Annotated in this window: 15 protein-coding genes and 2 pseudogenes; 7 read left to right on the plus strand and 10 right to left on the minus strand. The window is 62.6% G+C overall.

The features are described from left to right. Positions 1-69: 69 nt before the first annotated feature. The 4 genes from JQ587_RS28140 to JQ587_RS28155 form a co-directional block, all read right to left on the minus strand. Complete coding sequence (locus JQ587_RS28140; RefSeq protein ID WP_212427467.1) at positions 70-606, minus strand: GNAT family N-acetyltransferase; 537 nt, start codon at positions 604-606, stop codon at positions 70-72. A gap of 23 nt (positions 607-629) precedes the next feature. After that, complete coding sequence (locus JQ587_RS28145; protein ID WP_212302276.1) at positions 630-1,172, minus strand: phage tail protein; 543 nt, start codon at positions 1,170-1,172, stop codon at positions 630-632. A gap of 34 nt (positions 1,173-1,206) precedes the next feature. Beyond that, entirely contained in the window at positions 1,207-1,734 is a 528-nt protein-coding gene (locus JQ587_RS28150) for a phage tail protein (protein WP_212302277.1), read from the minus strand. A gap of 111 nt (positions 1,735-1,845) precedes the next feature. Continuing rightward, positions 1,846-2,391 (minus strand): phage tail protein, encoded by a 546-nt coding sequence (locus JQ587_RS28155; RefSeq protein ID WP_212302383.1) that lies wholly within the window; start codon positions 2,389-2,391, stop codon positions 1,846-1,848. A gap of 445 nt (positions 2,392-2,836) precedes the next feature. Between JQ587_RS28155 and JQ587_RS28160 the strand changes: the two genes are divergently transcribed. Next, complete coding sequence (locus tag JQ587_RS28160) at positions 2,837-7,435, plus strand: IPT/TIG domain-containing protein (RefSeq protein WP_249154550.1); 4,599 nt, start codon at positions 2,837-2,839, stop codon at positions 7,433-7,435. Positions 7,436-7,462: 27 nt separating this feature from the next. Here JQ587_RS28160 and JQ587_RS28165 read toward each other — a convergent pair whose 3' ends face one another. Together JQ587_RS28165 and JQ587_RS28170 are read right to left on the minus strand one after the other, a co-directional pair. Then, on the minus strand, positions 7,463-8,386 hold the full coding sequence (locus JQ587_RS28165) for a septal ring lytic transglycosylase RlpA family protein (protein WP_212427468.1): 924 nt from the start codon (positions 8,384-8,386) through the stop codon (positions 7,463-7,465). Positions 8,387-9,360: 974 nt separating this feature from the next. After that, positions 9,361-9,666, minus strand: coding sequence for a hypothetical protein (locus tag JQ587_RS28170; protein WP_212427469.1), 306 nt, complete (start codon positions 9,664-9,666; stop codon positions 9,361-9,363). Between the two features lie 151 nt (positions 9,667-9,817). On the opposite strand from JQ587_RS28170, the gene JQ587_RS28175 reads away from it, so the two are divergent. Beyond that, positions 9,818-10,396, plus strand: coding sequence for a TIGR00645 family protein (locus JQ587_RS28175; protein ID WP_212302280.1), 579 nt, complete (start codon positions 9,818-9,820; stop codon positions 10,394-10,396). 15 nt (positions 10,397-10,411) lie between these two features. Here the strand turns inward: JQ587_RS28175 and JQ587_RS28180 are convergent, their stop codons facing one another. After that, the gene (locus JQ587_RS28180; RefSeq protein WP_212302281.1) at positions 10,412-10,741 is read right to left on the minus strand and encodes a DUF1476 domain-containing protein; all 330 of its coding nucleotides are present in this window, start codon (positions 10,739-10,741) and stop codon (positions 10,412-10,414) included. Between the two features lie 239 nt (positions 10,742-10,980). Beyond that, positions 10,981-11,172 carry a hypothetical protein gene (locus JQ587_RS28185; RefSeq protein ID WP_212302282.1) on the minus strand — a complete coding sequence of 64 codons (192 nt, stop codon included), beginning with the start codon at positions 11,170-11,172 and terminating at the stop codon, positions 10,981-10,983. Positions 11,173-11,512: 340 nt separating this feature from the next. Between JQ587_RS28185 and JQ587_RS28190 the strand changes: the two genes are divergently transcribed. Beyond that, positions 11,513-11,989: a hypothetical protein gene (locus JQ587_RS28190; RefSeq protein ID WP_212302283.1), complete on the plus strand. Its 477-nt coding sequence runs from the start codon at positions 11,513-11,515 to the stop codon at positions 11,987-11,989. 190 nt (positions 11,990-12,179) lie between these two features. Further along, positions 12,180-12,788, plus strand: coding sequence for a sll1863 family stress response protein (locus JQ587_RS28195; RefSeq protein WP_212302385.1), 609 nt, complete (start codon positions 12,180-12,182; stop codon positions 12,786-12,788). Between the two features lie 104 nt (positions 12,789-12,892). On the opposite strand, the pseudogene JQ587_RS37230 reads toward JQ587_RS28195, so the two are convergent. Together JQ587_RS37230 and JQ587_RS28200 are read right to left on the minus strand one after the other, a co-directional pair. After that, positions 12,893-12,997: pseudogene (locus tag JQ587_RS37230) on the minus strand (PEP-CTERM sorting domain-containing protein); the annotation flags it as partial. 105 nt (positions 12,998-13,102) lie between these two features. Beyond that, a pseudogene (locus JQ587_RS28200) lies at positions 13,103-14,365 on the minus strand (esterase-like activity of phytase family protein); the annotation flags it as partial. A gap of 666 nt (positions 14,366-15,031) precedes the next feature. On the opposite strand from JQ587_RS28200, the gene JQ587_RS28205 reads away from it, so the two are divergent. The 3 genes from JQ587_RS28205 (at position 15,032) to JQ587_RS28215 (ending at position 17,893) form a co-directional block, all read left to right on the plus strand. Next, positions 15,032-15,349, plus strand: a complete 318-nt coding sequence (locus tag JQ587_RS28205) for a hypothetical protein (protein WP_212302285.1) — start codon at positions 15,032-15,034, stop codon at positions 15,347-15,349. A 953-nt stretch (positions 15,350-16,302) separates the two neighbouring features. Next, the gene (locus JQ587_RS28210) at positions 16,303-17,256 is read left to right on the plus strand and encodes a sulfotransferase domain-containing protein (RefSeq protein ID WP_212427471.1); all 954 of its coding nucleotides are present in this window, start codon (positions 16,303-16,305) and stop codon (positions 17,254-17,256) included. 169 nt (positions 17,257-17,425) lie between these two features. Then, on the plus strand, positions 17,426-17,893 hold the full coding sequence (locus JQ587_RS28215) for a hypothetical protein (protein ID WP_212427472.1): 468 nt from the start codon (positions 17,426-17,428) through the stop codon (positions 17,891-17,893). Positions 17,894-18,271: the final 378 nt, after the last annotated feature.

An 18,271-nucleotide genomic window follows, 5' to 3' on the forward strand; every position in this document is an offset into this window, starting at 1 on the left:
TCCGGAAAGGCACTTAGTGGTTTTCCGAAAAGACCTTGCTCGAACAATCGCCTGAAGCGCGATGACGATTCATCCTGATCTCATCGCGCTCTCGGTGAGATCCTTTCTCATTGCGATGTGGGCGGCGCCCGCCTGCCCGACCTCGGCAAATCCTTGCCGCTGGTAAAACCGGCGCGCGGCCGGATTGCTCGTGAGCACCACAAGCGTCAGCGCGCCGGCACCCTGCCGGCGCGCTGACGCTTCGAGTGCATCGAGGATATTGGTCCCGATACCGCGACCGCATTCGGTCGGCAGCAGCGCGATATCGATGACGTGCCAGTACTCGTCTGTGCAATGAAGCAGCAGCCGGCCGATCGCCGCCCCGTCTCGTGCCACGATCAGCGAGATCGCATTCGGAAACTGCGCGGCGTAGCCGGCGGCCTGACTGCGGAATTGTTGTTCCAGAATTTGATCGAGGATTGGCCCGGACAAACCGGTCGCAGCGAATTGCCCGGTCCGCACCTGCTCGAAGAGATGCCGGATGAACGGCGCGTCGATCGGGCTTGCGGGCCGAAGCCGCAGGGTCGGATCAGCCGGGATGATGTCGAACGACGCAGGATCCATCATGCCGTCGCGTCGTGCCGCATTGCTCACCCGAAGGACGGAAAGATTCCCGCATAAGCGATACACCAGACGATCGCCAGGGTGGGCTGCGTGTTGTCGTGCGGCTGGTTCTGCCCCGTCATCGTGACGGCATTGGTCACCAAGGTCGAGTTGCCGGGCGGCGCGACGAAGCCGTTGAATTGGGGATCGATCGCCACCGTCGTCCCGGCCGTTCCGGGACCCGCGGTGCCGCCTTGTGTGGTCTTGGCGCCGAGCTGCAGGGTGTGCGTGTGGCGGGCCATGTTGTCGCCGATCAAGGTCACCGTCGGGCTGCCAACGGTCTCGCCGATGTCGTAGTTCTGCAAACCCGGACCTTGCCCCTGGCTGATCGCTATCGAGCCGTTCAGGTTCGGCAGGGCGAAATTGGTCGTGCCATTGCCGCCGTAATATGTGCCGATCAACGCAAATAGCGCAGTGAATTGCTGAATCGGCACCAGCTGGCCACCGCAGGGCAGCCAGGCATTGTTGAAGCCAGTGACAGCAAAGGGAAACGGAAACGCCTGGATTTCGCCGACGAACTGATCTGACATGATGTCTTTCCTCGAGAATACGGATGCACGCGGCCTAACCGGACGAAGGGAAGATGCCGTCGTTGCAGATGCAGTAATTGGCGACGACGGTCGGCATCATGTTGTTATGCCCGAGGCTGTTACCTGCGGTGGTGACGCAGGGGGCCATTGTGTCGTACGTCCCGACGTTCGCGATCGGCGCGTAGAGTTCACCTGCTGACGCGGTGGCAAGATGGACGGTCTGTCCGGGTGTCGGCGTCGTGCCCGTCGCGGTGGAGGACATCAGCGCGTGACTGTGCGTCGGCATCTCGGCTTCGGTCAGCGTATGCGTCTCCTCACCGCCGAGCTGGCCCAGTGTATAGGGCGGAAGGCCTGGGCCCTGTCCCTGTCCGATCAGGGCACGGCCGCGCATATCGGGAAGATTGAACGTGGTGACGCCGTCGCCGCCATAGGTGGTGCCGATCACGGTGTAAAGCGTCGTATATTGAGAAATGGGCAGCGCTTGCCCATTGCAAGCGAACCAGCCGTTCGGCACCCGCGGAAAGCCAAACAGCCTGATCTCGCCGATAAAGGGATCTGCCATCGCGTATGATCCTTTGCCTGTGCGCCCCGTTCCCATCCGGCCGGTGAATGCGCAAATCCTCAGAATTGACTTGAACGAATTTCGTTCGCGACAACGCTCCTGCGCGACCGATCAGTTTCGCGACGGAAAAATCCCTTGCAGCGCGATCAGATAGCTGATGGTGAGATAGGGCTGCATGTTGTTGTGGGCCTGCCCCCTGCCCTCGTTCACCAGATTGGTGGCGGACGCCAATGGGACTTCACCGCTTCCGGCTGCCGCAAAAATTTTCGTCGGATTGGTCGCCGGCAGAGCGTTTGTCGCAAAGACATTGCCAGTCGGAGGCACGGCCCCGCGTCCGCCACCGACCGCCGAGGATACTTGAATGAGATGATTGTGAGCCGGCAGCTGAGGCCCGATCAGCGTGACCGTCGGGGCCCCGCCGGTTGTGCCTACGGGATACTGGCCGGCGTTGCCGGTCGAGCCAAGAATCGCGCGGCCGCGCAGATCCGGAAGTGCAAACACTGTCACGCCGTTGCCGCCATAGTAGGTGCCGAGCAACGAGAACAGCGCCTGATTTTGCTGGATCGACAACAGCTGGCCGTTGCAAGGCGCCCAGTTTTTCGGAACGACCGTGCCCGCAAAAGGCATGATCTGGCCAAGGACTGGCTGGTACGGCATGACCCCTCCCCGTTTTAAAAACCAAACGAACTGTCGTGTGATGATCCGAACCACGACAGCAGCACTTAAATTAAAGAATGAATATTGGACGATCTACTCGCCGAGATTGTTCAACAGCTGGCGTTGACAGTCAAGCGCATGCGCAACCTTAAATTGGCGCGCGGCAAGCGGCCCTGTCGACGGCCACCAAAGCACGCTTTTGTTGCCGCCATGCAACGGTTCGCTGGAAAGTAGCACTGTGGGACTGGGTGCGCTTGCGTTGTGCACCGCGTCCCGGCCAAATGCACGCAAGAATATACGCGGACGATTTCACAATCAGGGATTTAAGTGCGGCCGCTCTTCCAAGAGCCGCCGCCGTCAAGGGGGGCCGGTGAGTCACGCAATTGCGGTGGCCGAGCCAGAGAAAACAGGGGAGTTGGCGGTCCGGTCGCGCAATGGCGGAGCTATGCCTCGGCGAATCCTGCGCGCGCTATGGCTTGCGACTCAACGCATCTGCATCGCAGCGCTCTTGATGTTCGGCGCGATTGCCGCGGCGAACGCGGCTTGCGATCAAACGACAAATTCCACATCCGGCGTGACCGTTAACTTCACGTCGGTCGGCCAGGTCTACCGCCTGTGCTTCACTATCGGTTCGGGCTCGGCCCCTGCCGACGATTCCGTCGTGTGGGGCCTTTATTCGGTCCAGAACACGGATTCATTTTTCAACGCGCCGATCGCCAATTCGAGCGGCACCAATGCGGGCAACCAGCAGCTCACGGCTGCCGACTATAATCCGACGACGTCGAAGGCGACTTATACGTTTCATCCGACCAACCCGAACCAAAACGGTCAAAGCGCGAACGCGGGCCAGGCCGAGATCGATATCACGCTGAACAGCGCGACGAGCGGCGGGCAGGAGACGATCACCCTCTACTACGCGCCGGGCTGTAGCGATTTCACCGCCAGCTGCCCCGGAAGTTCCATCGCGAACACCTCCTTTGTGTTCACGATCAATCTGCCTAGCCCCACAGTCACGTCGGTCTCACCGACGTCGGGGCCGCTTGCCGGCGGCACATCGGTGGTCATCACAGGCACCAACTTCACCGGAACGACTGGCGCGGGTGGTGTCAAGTTCGGCGCCACGAATGCGACGGGCTATACTGTCAATTCCAACACCCAGATCACGGCGACTGCGCCGGCCGGATCGGCCGGCACCGTCGATATTACCGTCACGAACGGCTCAGCGACATCGCCGACATCGGCGGCTGACCAGTACACTTACGTCGCTGCGCCGACCGTGACCTCCATCTCGCCGACCGCCGGCCCTACGGGCGGGGGCACGACCGTGATCATCACCGGCACCAACTTCAGCGCGACGACCGGCGCCGGTGGCGTGAAGTTCGGCGCGACCAACGCGACCAGCTACACGGTCAATTCCAACACCCAGATCACGGCAACTGCGCCGGCTGGATCCGCTGGCACGGTCGATGTCACGGTCACAACGCCAGGCGGGACGTCAGCAGCGTCAGCGGCGGATCAATACACCTACACGGCCGCACCGACCGTCACCTCGATCTCGCCGACCTCGGGGCCAGGCGGAGGCGGCACCGTCGTGACGATCACCGGCACCAACTTCTCCGGCGCCTCCGCAGTGAGCTTCGGTGCATCGCCAGCGACCGGATTTACGGTCGTGTCGCCAACGACGATCACGGCGACCTCACCATCCGGAGCCGGCACGGTGGATATCCGGGTCACGACCGCAGGTGGCACGTCGGCAACGTCTGCCGCCGATCAATTCACCTATATCGCCGCCCCCACAGTCACGTCGATCTCGCCTACCAGCGGCCCGGCCGCCGGCAGCACGAGTGTGACAATCACCGGCACCAACTTCACAGGCGTCACGGCCGTAACATTCGGTGCGACGTCGGCCAGCTTCACCTTCAATTCGGCGACGTCGATTACCGCGACCGCGCCCGCCGGCACAGGCACCGTGGACGTCAGGGTGACCACCCCTGGCGGCACGTCTGCAACTTCGGCGGCTGACCAGTTCAACTATCTCGCAGTGCCTACGATCACTTCGGTCTCGCCCACAGCGGGCCCAGTGGGCGGCGGCACCTCGGTGACGGTCACTGGCACGGGCTTCGTCATTGGCGCAACGACGGTGAGCTTCGGCGGGACCGCCGGCACCGCTGTCAGCGTCAGTTCCTCGACGTCCCTGACTGTGACTTCGCCCGCGCATGCCGCGGGCACCATCGACGTCACCGTGACGACCGTGGGGGGCACCTCGGCGACTTCCGCGGCCGACCAATTCACCTACGTCGCTGCACCGACTGTCACCTCGATCTCGCCGACCTCGGGGCCGAGCCCAGGCGGCACCGTGGTGACGATCACCGGCACCAACTTCTCCGGCGCATCGGCTGTGGCCTTCGGCGCGGCGGCCGCGGCCGGATTTACGGTCGTTTCGCCCACCACGATCACGGCGACATCGCCATCCGGCGCAGGCACAGTCGATATCCGCGTGACGACCGCAGGCGGCACGTCGGCAACGTCGGCGGCGGATCAGTTCACCTACATTGCCGCACCCACCGTCACCTCGATCTCACCCACGCAGGGACCGGCGACCGGCGGCACGACGGTCACGATCACGGGCACCAATTTTACAGGCGCAACCGCCGTGACCTTCGGCGCAGTTTCGGCCGCCGGCTTCACCGTCAATTCCGCGACCTCGATCACGGCGACGTCCCCCGCCGGCACCGGCGTCGTCGACATCAAGGTAACGACAACGGGCGGCACCTCGGCCACCTCGGCGGCTGACCAATTCACCTATTTCGGCACGCCGACGGTGTCATCGATTTCGCCGACCGGCGGTCCGCTGGCCGGCGCAACGTCGGTGACCGTCACCGGCACCAATTTCACCGGCGCGACGGCCGTTAAATTCGGGGCGACCAACGCGACGGCCTTCACGGTCAACTCTGCGACCTTGATCACCGCGACCTCACCCGCGGGCACCGGCACGGTGGACATCACGGTGACGACGCCGGGCGGCACCTCGCCGACCTCGGCTGCGGATCAGTTCACCTACGCGCCAGCGCCAGCGGTCGCGTTGGTCTCGCCCAATGCGGGGGCGACAACTGGCGGGACATCGGTCACCATCACAGGCACCGCGTTCTCCAATGCGAGCGCCGTGAAATTCGGCGCAACCAATGCAACGAGCTTCACGGTCAATTCGGCGACCTCGATCACGGCGACATCGCCGGCCGGCGCTGGCATCGTCGATATTACCGTGACGACACCCGGCGGAACATCTGCCACGACGGCATCGGACCAATTCACCTACACGCCTGCACCGACCGTCACGTCGATCTCGCCGACATCAGGGACCGCGCTCGGCGGCACCTCGGTTGCCATCACCGGTAACGGCTTCACCGGTGCAACCGCCGTGAAATTCGGTGCCACCAATGCGGCGAGCTTTACGGTGAATTCGGCGACCTCGATCACGGCGACATCGCCGGCCGGGGCCGGCCCCGTCGACGTCACCGTGACGACAGCCGGCGGTACGTCGCCGACGTCTGCAGCCGACCGGTTCAGCTATCTTTCGGCCTCGACCACCACGTCGCTCAATTCGTCGAAAAATCCGAGCAGCTCCGGCGATCCCGTGACGTTCTCGGCCACGGTGGGCAGCTCGGGCGGAACGCCAACGGGAACTGTGACCTTCAGTGATGGCGGCACCGCGATCGGCACGTCAACACTGTCGGGCGGAATCGCGACCTTCACGACAGCGACGCTCGCCGTGGGCAACCACACGATCACCGCGACCTATATTGGCAGCCCCGCTTTCAGCGCCTCGACCTCGCCGGCCCTGACCCAGTCGGTCTCCATTCCCGCCGACAGCGCCAGGCTGCGCGCGCTCCAGGTCAACACGACCAAGATCGTGGCGCAAAACTCCGGACAGGCGATCTCCGGCGCGATCGACACCGCGATCTCCGAAGGTTTCAGCGACGGCGGACAATACATCACGCCGGGTGCGGGCGGATTTCGGGTGAACTTCGCGGCAACGCCCGAGGACGACGACGAAAAGCTCGCATCGGATCGCCAGTCCGCTGCACAAGGTGGCAACGCCTATTCCGGCGACGGGTCCAACGGCCGTCCCATCCGCTCCGGCCGCGGCTCGCCGCGGATCGATGACGCCTTCGCCGCAATCGATCGCACACCACCAACCAAGGCGCTGCCGGCCCAATTCCGTCCGCAACAGGACTGGCTGTTCTGGGCGGATGTCCGCGGCACCGGCATCGACCGTTGGGGCTCGTCCGGCAATGTCGGCACAGGCGTGACCCAGGCGACACTCTACGGTCAGCAGATCAACCTGCTGTCGGGTCTGACCTACCGGGCGAGGTCCGACCTTCTGGTTGGCGTGGTCGGCGGCTATGAGAATTTCAGCTACACCGAGACCGACATCAACGGAAAGCTGAAGGGCGACGGCTGGACCGTCGGCGCCTATCTCGGCTGGAAGATCATTCCGACACTGCGCTACGACGTGGCCGTGACCTACTCAGGCATCGGCTATGACGGCACCGCCGGCACGGCACAAGGCAACTTCAACGGCAATCGCTGGATGCTCGCGACCGGCTTCACCGGCAGCTACCGCTGGGCGAATTTCAACATCGAGCCGTCGGCGAAGGTCTATGCGCTGTGGGAGCGGGAAAACGCCTATGTCGATTCGCTCGGCACCCCGCAGGCCGTCCGTACCTTCTCGAGCGGCCGGGCTTCCGCCGGCAACAAGGTGTCCCTCCCGGTGCCGTGGCTCGATAGTCTGGTGTTGGCGCCCTATGCCGGCGTCTACGCCGACTACTATTTCACCCAGGACAATGCTGCCGCGATCATCGCAGCGGGCGCAGTGCCGCTGGCATCGACGCCGCTGCTCCAGGGCTGGTCGGCGCGAGTCACCGGCGGCATCGGTGCAAGACTTGCGGGTGGCGCCACGATCGGCTTCGGGGCCGAGCTCGGCGGCATTGGCGGCAACACGCAGATCTGGACGTTCACCGGGCGCGCTCGCGTCCCGTTCTGACCGTCGCGACAGCCAAACGGCGTCGGATCAGTACAGGCCGCGGCCCGTCAGGATGCTGCGGGCTTCGGCCGCGCCGTCATCCGAGGCGGCAGCTCCCCCGTCGGGGACGTAGCGGCCGCCCTCGTCATAGGACACCTGCCGGGCGTTCTGGAGCGCGCGGCCACGGCTCGAGGCCGACATCTCCGAGGTCGCGTTGATCGAGGCGACGTCGGCCGAGGAGTTGCCGAGGCTGTAGGGCCTGCCCTCCGGCATCGGGACTTCGCCGCGGATGGCCCCGCGGCCCGACGACGGCAGCTCCGGCACGAACGGCCTCGCCGAGGCAACCCGGACCATCGAGGGCGACGGCGCCGGAACGCCGGTGCGCAAGGTCGCTATCAGCTGGCGGTCGTCGGAGCCTTCGAGTGGCGCCCGGCCGACATATTCGACACGAACCCTGGCGACGCCATTGCCTTTGAATTCAAGCAGTTCGGCGGCTTTGTTCGAGACGTCGATGAGGCGGTTGCCGTGATAGGGCCCGCGGTCATTGACGCGGACGATCAGCGACTTGCCGTTGGATAGGTTGGTCACCCGCGCATAGGACGGCATCGGCAGGGTCGGATGCGCCGCCGTCAGCGAGCCCATGTCGAACACTTCGCCATTGGCAGTCTGGCGGCCGTGGAAATCGTCGCCGTACCAGGACGCCATGCCCTCGGCACGGTAGTTGACGTCCTCCTCCGGCACGTAGGTCCGGCCCGCCACCACATAGGGCTTGCCGACGCGATAGGTGCCGCCACCCTTGGGGACGGGATCGCCCCAGGCCACGACGCGCGGGCTCGAAGACACGCCGTATTTGGGATCGACCCGGCTGGCGAACTTGTTGGACGAAGCGCAATTGGCGAGCGCGAGGCAGCTGGCGACCACCGCAACACACCGCGCGGCCCGCACCACCGAATCTGACCGTCGGATCCCCATTCGCCCCAAATACCATTTCGCCGGAGACCGCCCCAACCCGCTTACCTACGGGGAGCGCCTTCCGGACCTCGAGCTCCGAGGCGGCCCACCACCGTCTCAGACGCGGTAAGGATAACGCAACCCGAACACGGCGGAAATGGGGAGCCTGCAGCGTTCACGCCGGGATGGTAAACAAGACGTTCGGCATTCTCCGTTGATCTACGGAGCACGGGCGCCTCCAGCACCGCCTCGTCTGTGCCAGTCCCGCACAAGCTGTTGCGCCAAAAGCTCACTCCACCCCCGATATCGCTGGCTTCACCGGAATTCTTTTGACTGTGCAGGGCCGCCCGCGTCTTCTCGCGTGCAGGGGCGGGATTGGAATTTAACGATGATCGAGACGGTTTCGGCACTGATGGGTCTGGTAAGCGCGGGGATCTTCCTGGCCCATGCGTTTGAAGGCTACCGCACGAGGGCCTGAGGGCACTGGCGCGGGCGACATTGCATCACCTCTTCAGGACGGCACGTTCGGACAATTTTAATCGATCCGATCGAGCATCGAGGACGAGAGCAGCAGGTGTCACATGCGCAAACATGACCTCGTATCCGATGGCTTTCTGGCTTTGACCGCTGGCGGCCTGGTGCTGCTCTGCTCGAGCCTCGTGGCGTTGGCCTTCGGCTAATCCTCACTTGATATTTTCCTGGTTTCAGATCGCTGCGCCACTGCAACGCAGCATGTACGTTCGCAGCGGGATGACCCGCTCCCGTTTAGTTGATTGAATTTCCGCGTCCGGCGCCTCGACTCAGATTTCAAGAGGCCACACCAACGAAGGTGACGCATATGCTTGCCGAGAAATTCTTCCTCGTTCTGGAATCGCTGATCCGGGGCGGCCGGACCTATCCAGACGGAAGTCCCCGGGTCATCAGCACCTCCCCGCACGTTCCAGTGACGCTGCCGAAGCAGAAATAGCGACGCTCGGTACTCGGGCCTGCAGCGTTCAGCGCAGGCCGAACGGCGAGCTGCGATAGAGGCTGTCGCGGGCTTCAGTCAGGCAGACGAAGCTGCCGTCGAACCCATGGCCATAGAGCTTCTGCCCCTTGCGATAGTAGACGCCCTTCCTGAAATCCAGCCACACCACCTTGTCGCCAGGGCAATGGCGCTCGGCCTGCGCCTCAAAGCGGAATGGCGTCAGCGGTGTCGCCGATGCCGGCGTGGCGCTGCCGGTGCCAAGAGCGATGACAAGGATCACCGCGCTCGCGTCGGCAAGCCTGCCGTGCCTTTTGCCAGAGCCGATGCGCAGCACCGTCCGCCTCTCCTCGGCTTCCCGCCGTCCGATCTGCGGCACGATAGCACGAGACGATCGCGATCCACAGATTCTGAACGGACGCCCCGTCTTCCACCTGCCCACGTGACGGGGTACATGAGGGCGAGATCTCTCGATGCGCGGGTGTTGAATGTCGGCAGAGCCTGAAACCACGACCGGTCCCCGCCCGCCCTCGCCGCGGCTCGGCCTGTTGCCGATGATCATCTTCGGTTCGCGCTGGCTGCAGCTGCCGCTTTATCTCGGGCTGATCGTGGCGCAGTGCGTTTATATCGTGCTGTTCCTCAAGGAGCTCTGGCACCTCGCTTCGCACGCGCTCGATCTGACCGAGCAGGAGATCATGATGAGCGTGCTGGCGCTGATCGACGTCGTGATGATCTCCAACCTGCTGGTGATGGTGATCGTCGGCGGCTACGAGACCTTCGTGTCCCGGCTCGATCTCCAGGGCCATCCCGACGAGCCGGAGTGGCTCGGCCACGTCAACGCCAGCGTGCTCAAGATCAAGCTCGCGATGGCGATCATCGGCATCTCCTCGATCGCGCTGCTGCGCACCTTCATCGAGGCCGGCAATCTCGGCTCGAACCGCGCCAGCCTCACCGAGAACGGCGTGATGTGGCAGGTGCTGATCCACATCACCTTCGTCGCGTCGGCGATCGGCATCGCTTTCGTCGACAGGTTCAGTGACGCGACCACGCGCAAGCATGCCGAGTGAAGCGCTTGCGCCAAGCTAACTGCCCTGGCGCGATGCGGCCTCGACCTGCGCCAGCGCCTCGTGCAGGCACTCCTGGAGCTTTTGCGCGACCTGCTCGCGCGAAATCCCCTTGGCGGCGAGGTCGCTCGACACCTTGCTCAGGGTCTCGTCCATCGTCTGGTTGCTCAGATTGTCCGTGACCAGCGCCGTCGCGTAGGCGGACGCGGCATCACCGCTGAGCCCGAGCTGGCTTGCGGCCCACATCCCGAGCAGCTTGTTCGACCGGGCCGCGGCCTTGAACATGAGCTCCTCGTCGTGGGCGAATTTGGCCTCAAAGCCCTGCTCGCGCTTGTCGAACGTGGTCATGGTCAGCTCCATTTGCCTTGCGCTGATGGGATCTGGATGGGAGGCGAACGTCTCCGTGGTTTCTCGTCAATTGAGGACTGTTTGAATCTTCCAACCGAAGGCGGACGCCGTCAAGCCACCGGTCGGGCCCGGAGCCGCCCAGACTCATAACAAGCGCGCCCCCGGTCCTGGACGGGAGGCGCTTTGGTGAAGCAGGTTGGGGAGGACTGACCGATCCCGTCTTGTCAGCTCTTGTCTTGTCAACTCTTGGCCGCTGCCGCCTCGCGGGCCAGCCGCTCGGCTCTCAGCCGTTCGCGGTTGGCATAAAAGGCCTTCTGCGCTTCCTCATGGTCACGCATGGCCTTCTCGGCCTCGACCCGGCGTGCCGCATCGCGCGCCTGGCGCTGTTCAGGGGTCAGGGGTTTACGTCGGAAGGAAACATCTTCTGTCATGCGGTAATAACGCCGCGGTGAGGAAAAGGTTCCGCCGGAGGGCCCCCACGGAACCCAAAAACAACCCCATGCACAGTAGCCCGCGCGTGTCGGATCAAAGACTTACCCGCCCCATCCTGGACGTCCGCAACAAGCCATTTGACACGTCGGGCAAAACAGTGGCAAAATACGACTATTCCGAAATCAATCAGCCCGGTCCCGCCCGGCCTTCCCCTCCCCGACGGCGACCATGTCTGCCTCAGCCGTGCGGTTGATGCGCGCCTCGACCGGACCAAGCTACACACGCCCCCTCAGATAGCGCCGAAGATGCGGCACCTATTTTCCTCATTGGGGGTCGAAAATGCGTTTTGCTCCTTTCGCCAATTTCACTGCTATCGCCTCAACACTCATCATCTGTTCGCAGGCCATGGCGGCGGACCCCGTCCGCTATGGCACCTCCTACGACCAACTTCAGCTCGGCACGACTTGTAGCGGAAACATCTCATGCCAGGTGAACTTCTCGCAACTGCCCTCAGATCGCCTGTTCATGCTTTCGAAAGTCAACTGCTCCGTGAACAGCACTCAACCTCTTGCAACGGCTCTGGTCAGCGCTTCAACGGCATCGGGAGGCTGGCCTATCGGACGAGGCGTCAATTTCAATCTGGGGCCAGCCCTTTTCGCCGCAAACCTCTACTTCTACTCGATTGAGGCGGACGCCCGCTTCCTGATCGGACAGGGACGCTTTCCGTACATTCAGGTGATGACCTCGAGCTTCGTCAACGCCAATATCCAGATGAGCTGTGGCATCGTCGGGGATCTGGTCACCCCGATTCAATAAGGCACAGATTCCGGCTTCTGAAGCGACGTCCGCCGGTGAACCGGCGGGCATCGCAATCGTGTCGCCTCAGCTGTCGGGGGCGCATCATGAGCCGCTGGCGGTCGCTTGCTGTAGGACCTCATTGAGACAGGTCAATACAGCCAAACCCAGGCTCTGTGATCATGGCTCCGGCAAGTTAATGGAGACGGCCATGTCACAGCAGAGCAGCATGCATTTTTACCTCAATTGGGCCAAAGAGCGGATCGACGAAATGGACGCTGCATTGGCCTCGTTCGAGGTCAAAACCGGCCAGGCCAAGGCTGAGTCCAAGGTCAAGACGGATCAGCTCCTGTCCGATCTGACGAAGCACCGCGACGCGTTTCAAGCGCGGCTCAAGACGCAGGCGGAAGCAGGTGAAGCCGCGTGGGCGAGCGCCAGGACGGACCTTGAAAGGCAATGGGCTGCATTCGAGGCGCAAGTGAAGACCTACTTCGAAGGCGCCGGCAAACAGCTCGAGCTGCAGCAGTCCACGTTCAGGGATCTTGCTGCTGCACAGGGCAAGGCCTGGCGCGAAGCGGCTGACAAATTCCGTGAGGCCGCAGGCAAGGTGGCAGCAGCCCGCACCGTCGATCTCGATGCAGCGCTCGCGCAAATGAAATCTGACGCGTCCGAGGCCGAGGCGCGCTTGCAGAAGCTGAAACAGGCTGGCAGCGAATCCTGGTCGGTCCTGAGCGCCGCGCTCGCCGAATCCCGGAAATCGTTCGATCAGGCCAACAAGGCCGCGTGGGACGCACTGAAGGGCGCCGATCCAAAGAGCTGAGGCTCACGCAGGCGCGCGGCTCGGTTGGAGCCAAGCCCCCCCCAAACGGGTGGACATGAAAAGGCCGCCCGAAGGCGGCCTTTCTTACATTCGCAAAACTGGATTCAGGCCAAGGCCGGCCGCTTCCGACGCCGGGAGGCAAGTAGGCCTACTCCGAAAAAGCCCGCAATCATCATCGCCCAGGTCGACGCCTCCGGAACGGCGGCGACCTGCTCCGGCGTGAAGCTGGCGCCGTATTTGGCCAGATCGGCGTCGGTGAAGCCAAACACGTAGAACATGTTCGGGCCCGACGTCGCTGGAACGAAGTCGTTGTCGTTGGCGACCCACAGCGTGTGCTCGACCTGGCCGTTGATCGTGACGTCCTGGCCAAAGGTGAGGCCTTCGATCTTCGACGGCACCTGGGTGTTCGGAATGCCGTGGGCTCCGAGCGCGGACACGATGTCCAGGAACGGACCCGACTTCGTCACGGCAGCGGCCGCCAGAGCCGAGCCGCTCAGGCTCGAGACTTCGGTGGCTCCCTTGATGTCGATGATGAAAAGCTGCTTCACCTTGGCCGCACTGCCATCGCCGAGGCCCTTGCCGTCCCGCTCGTCGACCAGGAATTGGTGGTCGTTCAGCGCGACGATCTCGCTCACTCCGCTGCCGGTCGTCAGGTTGTAGGCGTATTCGTGCGTTGCGTGGGTCGCGACGTCGATCGTGACGATGCGTACGGTGTTTTTTGAGGCACCCGTCGCGTCCTGAATCAGCGGCGCCTGCATGATGCCCACCAGCGTCTTTCCATCCGGCGTGAGCGCAAGCCCCTCCATGCCCTTATTCGCCGTCCGGCCGGACGTGTTGCCGCTAATCTCGGTACTTCCCACCGGAGAGAGTTTCGATACGTCGAGGTTGCTCGGCAAGGTGAAGGTCTGGACCAGCTTGCCGGTGCTGTTGTCAAACTGACGAACGTAGGGGCCGTACTCGTCGGAGACATAGACACTCTTGCCGTCCGGCGACACGCGAATGGACTCCGGATCGAGCCGGGCATTGCTGGGATTTCCGGAATTCCCGGGGCCGAAATTGTCAGAACGACCCGTGAAATAATAGGTGCTACTCGTATTCTGCGCCGGCGCACCGGACCCGAGCGGGGTGCCGTCTATCTTGTTACCGAGACCCGCCCCCGTTCCGTAAGTTAGCGGCGCCGAGCTGGAGAGCAGCGTCGTCTTGGTCAGGGTCGGCGTCAGCGAATACGGCAAGCTTCCGCCCGGCGTTGCCGTCAGGCTCATGTTCACCGTCTGATATCGGCTGATATAGGAGACGGTGTCATCCACTTTCGAATTGTAGGGCGTTGCGTTCGGACCGCGGTCCGGCAGAGCGTAAAACGTATTGCCGCCCGCATAGGTGATGCCGGACCCGATTCCGCCAAGCACATTGGCGGGAAGCCCGTTTTCCAGCGTGCCGGTCAACCCCGAAAGATCCGCATTTGCGCCGGCGCTGCTTCCGCTCAGCGACCCCATCGCCAGCAGCATGACATCGGCTTTCGCCGCCGGCGCGGCCAACATCGAAGCAAGCAAAACACTCGAAGAAACAATACGACGCATATCCCCCACCCCAATTTACAATTTGGTCAGGACGATATGCAGCGCTCTTGTTACAGATAGATGTCACAGAGCGCCCGGATGTTGCTGTTCGGTGGCGCAATGTGTCGGCCGACTGTGCGCGCTTGTGCGACCCGAGACGAGCCGCGGCAACTCGCGGCTTGATCGGCGGCTCCGCTCGCAATCGCCGGTTCAGATTTGCGCGGCCCGGCAACGTAGGCTGGTAGTTGTGCGTTTGGCTCCTCCGCGATCGGGCGAGCGGATATGTCGGAGCCGACAGATCCTGCCGTGCAGGAATTGCGTCTTGGCCTAAGCAAATGGCGCGGAGCAGCGCGGAGGCGCTGCCCCCGTTGGAGGGCAATCGCATATGGCGCTCGCACTGCCGGCAGCGCTCCTCCCAATATCGCCTTGCGCCCACCAATTCCCGTCATTCCGGGGCGATGCAAAGCATCGAACTATGGTGCGCAATTGCGCACCTGAGAATCTCGAGATTCCGGGTCCGCCCTTCGGGCGTCCCGGAATGACAGGTCTGCCGATGCGCGATAACCCTGCCCCCGTTTGGCGTACGGCCCGGATCGAGCCACGACCTACCCCTTTTTTGCCGTGGCCTTTTCGACCGTTTGAGATCAGGATTCGGTCCTGAAGGGAACTCTAGCCAAGCGCGTTCTCATGGCTGACTCTCCATCCATCGTCCCGCAGAGTGCGGCCAACCGCGATGTCTACATTGTGCTTGAGGACTTCGGCGGCCGTTTGGGGCGGGCCTGGTCCGAAACGGCAGAAGAGGACAGCAATCGAGCGACTCTGCTGCGGCACCTGATCGAAGGCCATTACATTCGTCCAGCTCGCATCATCGCCTTCAACACGACCGAGGGATGGTCGCGCGATGTGACTGCGGATATCGCGGATGAGCTGCGCCGTCGCTTCGTCGAATTCGAGGACGTGGCGCCCTCCATGCTGGAATTCCTAGAGAGAGCGGCGAAGCACTGAGCAACGGCTGAAACAGAACGGCCCCGGCATACCCCTATGCCGGGACCGCTCAAGGTGTCCCTGGCGCGAGCACCAGGGACCAACAAGCTTAGTCAGTCCTGGCGCGTCGCTCTGTCCACTTTTGAACATGCGATCACGGTTGAGCGGGTGGAGAGACGGCGGCGCGCAAGGCGATGCACGGGCGCGCCACGGGGAAAGGCCGCAGGGTGGTTCCAGCCCCCACTGCGGCCATCCCGGGCAAATTACAAATCGGTACTCAAATCTCGCCGGTGTTCTTCTTGTAGAACACCCCGTTCCGAAAATGGATTCCGTAAGACTACCGGAATCCGATGTTCTACCCATTGCCACCCCAGGGCGAACATGGCACGGCTCGGCTTCCAGCCCCCCAATGCTCCCGGCAGCCGATCCAATTGCGGATTTGAGCGCCGGGAGTGCCAGGCCCCGCCACGTCAATGGTGCGCGGCGGCACCGCAATTCCGACCGCTCAAGATCACGTTCGGCCCCCTGCTCCGCAGGACACGGCTCGATGGCCCCGCCCGCCGTGAGCCGTCACGCAGTGGTTCTTGTGGTTTCGGCGCGTTGCCCACGAAACCCACTTACCGGTTGCACGAAGCATTCCCGAAACAAAGCCGGTCTAGCCTCCGTCAGATAGAGCCAATGGGGATTGGGTCATGTGGGCATTCATTGAAGATCTTTACCGGAATTATTGCCTGACGCGGCTGCAGGAAATTCGGGACTACGAGCGGGCACACTGAGCCGGCGCTGCTTTGGGTTCGGTATGCCGGCAGCCTGCCTTGTGGCCGTTCTCATGCTCTCGCAGCGATCGCGACTTTAAGGTCTCCGCGCCCACCTAGGCTGCCGTGTGTGGTGGCCGCCAGGGCTTGCGGATCGATGATTTGCGAGGGTCCTTGCCAACGTCGCCTTGATGGCGGTCGTGGAAACGGAAGGTTGCCATGCTCGTTCGGTCGGCACTGCGCGAATACAGGACGTGGGTCATCGACAGCCGCTACTGGAACGGCTACGTGCCCCGCCAAGATGACATCATCATTGCGACCGCCCCCAAGTGCGGCACGACATGGATGCAGCAGATCGTCAGTTCGCTGGTGTTCGGCGATGCGAATGTCCGATCTCTCCCTGCAGTCTCGCCGTGGGTAGAAGCTCGTTTCCGTCATACCCCCGAGGAAGTGCATCGAAAGCTTGCCACCCAGCAGCATCGTCGCTTCCTGAAGACGCATCTGCCGATCGACGGTCTCCCGCTCTATGACGACGTCAAATACATTCACGTCGGCCGGAACGGCCGCGACGTCGGCCTTTCCATGCACAATCACTACTCAGGCTTCAACGAAACGCAGATTGCGCTGTTCGACGGGATCGGCCGCGACGATCCCGTCGTTGGCCGGCCTTATCAAAGACCTCCGGCCGATCCGCTACAGTTCTTTCGGCAGTGGATCGCCACGAAGGTGACGCCCGGTCCTGTCAACGGACCGCCCAACCCGTTCTATTTCGACGTCGAGGCCAGCTATTGGGCCGAACGAAAGCGGCCGAACGTGCTGCTGGTTCACTACTCAGACCTCTCGGCTGATCTCGAAGGGGAAATGCGCCGGATTGCAGAATTTCTCGGCATTGTGCGCGAAGAAAATCTGTGGCGGGCGCTTGTCGAGGCCGCACGATTTGAAACCATGCAAAGCGCCGGCGATGAGTTGATGCCGCATACCAAAGCGATGTTCACCGGTGGCTCGCGCCGCTTCTTCAACAAGGGGATCGACAGCCGTTGGCGGGAGGTGCTGACGGACGACGACGTCGCGCTTTACGACGCACGCGTCAGAGAACTGCTCACGCCAGGCCTCGCGTCATGGCTCGAGGGCGGGCGCCGGCGAGCTGGCGATCCGCCATCGGTGCCGGACTAGACCGATCGCCGTCCCCGATGACCGATTGCGATTTGCGGTGACGGCGCCGAACCAAAATCATCACGATGTCGTCCGATTGCGGCATCGGGCAGAAATTAAATGTGCAACGTCACCGCACTTTGCGCGGACGCCCCTGCAACGCGGCACCTATTCACCCATGGAGGCGAAAATGCAGTCCGTTAGTGTTGTTAGAACTACCCTTGCCGCCGTTACGCTTGCTGTCACGACTCAAGTCGGTGCCGCGCCTATATCCTATGGTACTTATTACGAGGATCTCTTCATCAACGGCGCCTCTTGCATCAACGGATTTTGCAGGGTCAATTTCAGCCAACTGCCATCGAACAACTTATTCATGCTTTCCAAGATCAACTGCAATGCTGAGAGTGTGTCTCCACTCACGGAGGCCTACGTCAGTATTTCTCAAGCGTCTAATGGGCCTACGATCGGAAGGATCGTCTGGTTCAATGCCGGACCGGGAACGTTCGTTGGCAGCGCTTACAATTACTCATTCGAGGCCGATGTGCGTATGCTCATGGGTCAAGGACGATTTCCCTACGTCGTGTTGTTTGCCGGCGGAGGCGGCAGTATTACTGCGCGCTGCGGCATTGTGGGTGACCTCGTGCCCCCGACCCCATAGTGCGTTTATCGACGAGGCCGCTCAACTGAGACGGTCCCACCCCGGCCCGAGCGAATCCGCAACGGCTTTCCAAACGACATGCTTCTCCGTTCGATCAGCCACTTCCCCTTACGGTGATCTTCAGTGCATTAGATTTCTTACAATGACGTCCCACTGCGCATCGGTCACTGTTCGACCGGGGCGGCAGGAAACGTTCGCTCTTTTCAAGCAACATCAGACATTTTCGGGGACGGTGCACTAAATCATCGATAGCTTCCAACTGCGGCATCGATCATTGTTCGGCGGGCAGAAATTGAGTGCACTGGACTGCACCCCTGAAGTGAGACACGATAATTTCAGTGACAGTGGGGTTGTCACGATGCGCTACCGCGCTTTGTT

Source organism: Bradyrhizobium manausense (assembly GCF_018130615.1).
Classification (GTDB): Bacteria; Pseudomonadota; Alphaproteobacteria; order Rhizobiales; family Xanthobacteraceae; genus Bradyrhizobium; species Bradyrhizobium manausense_A.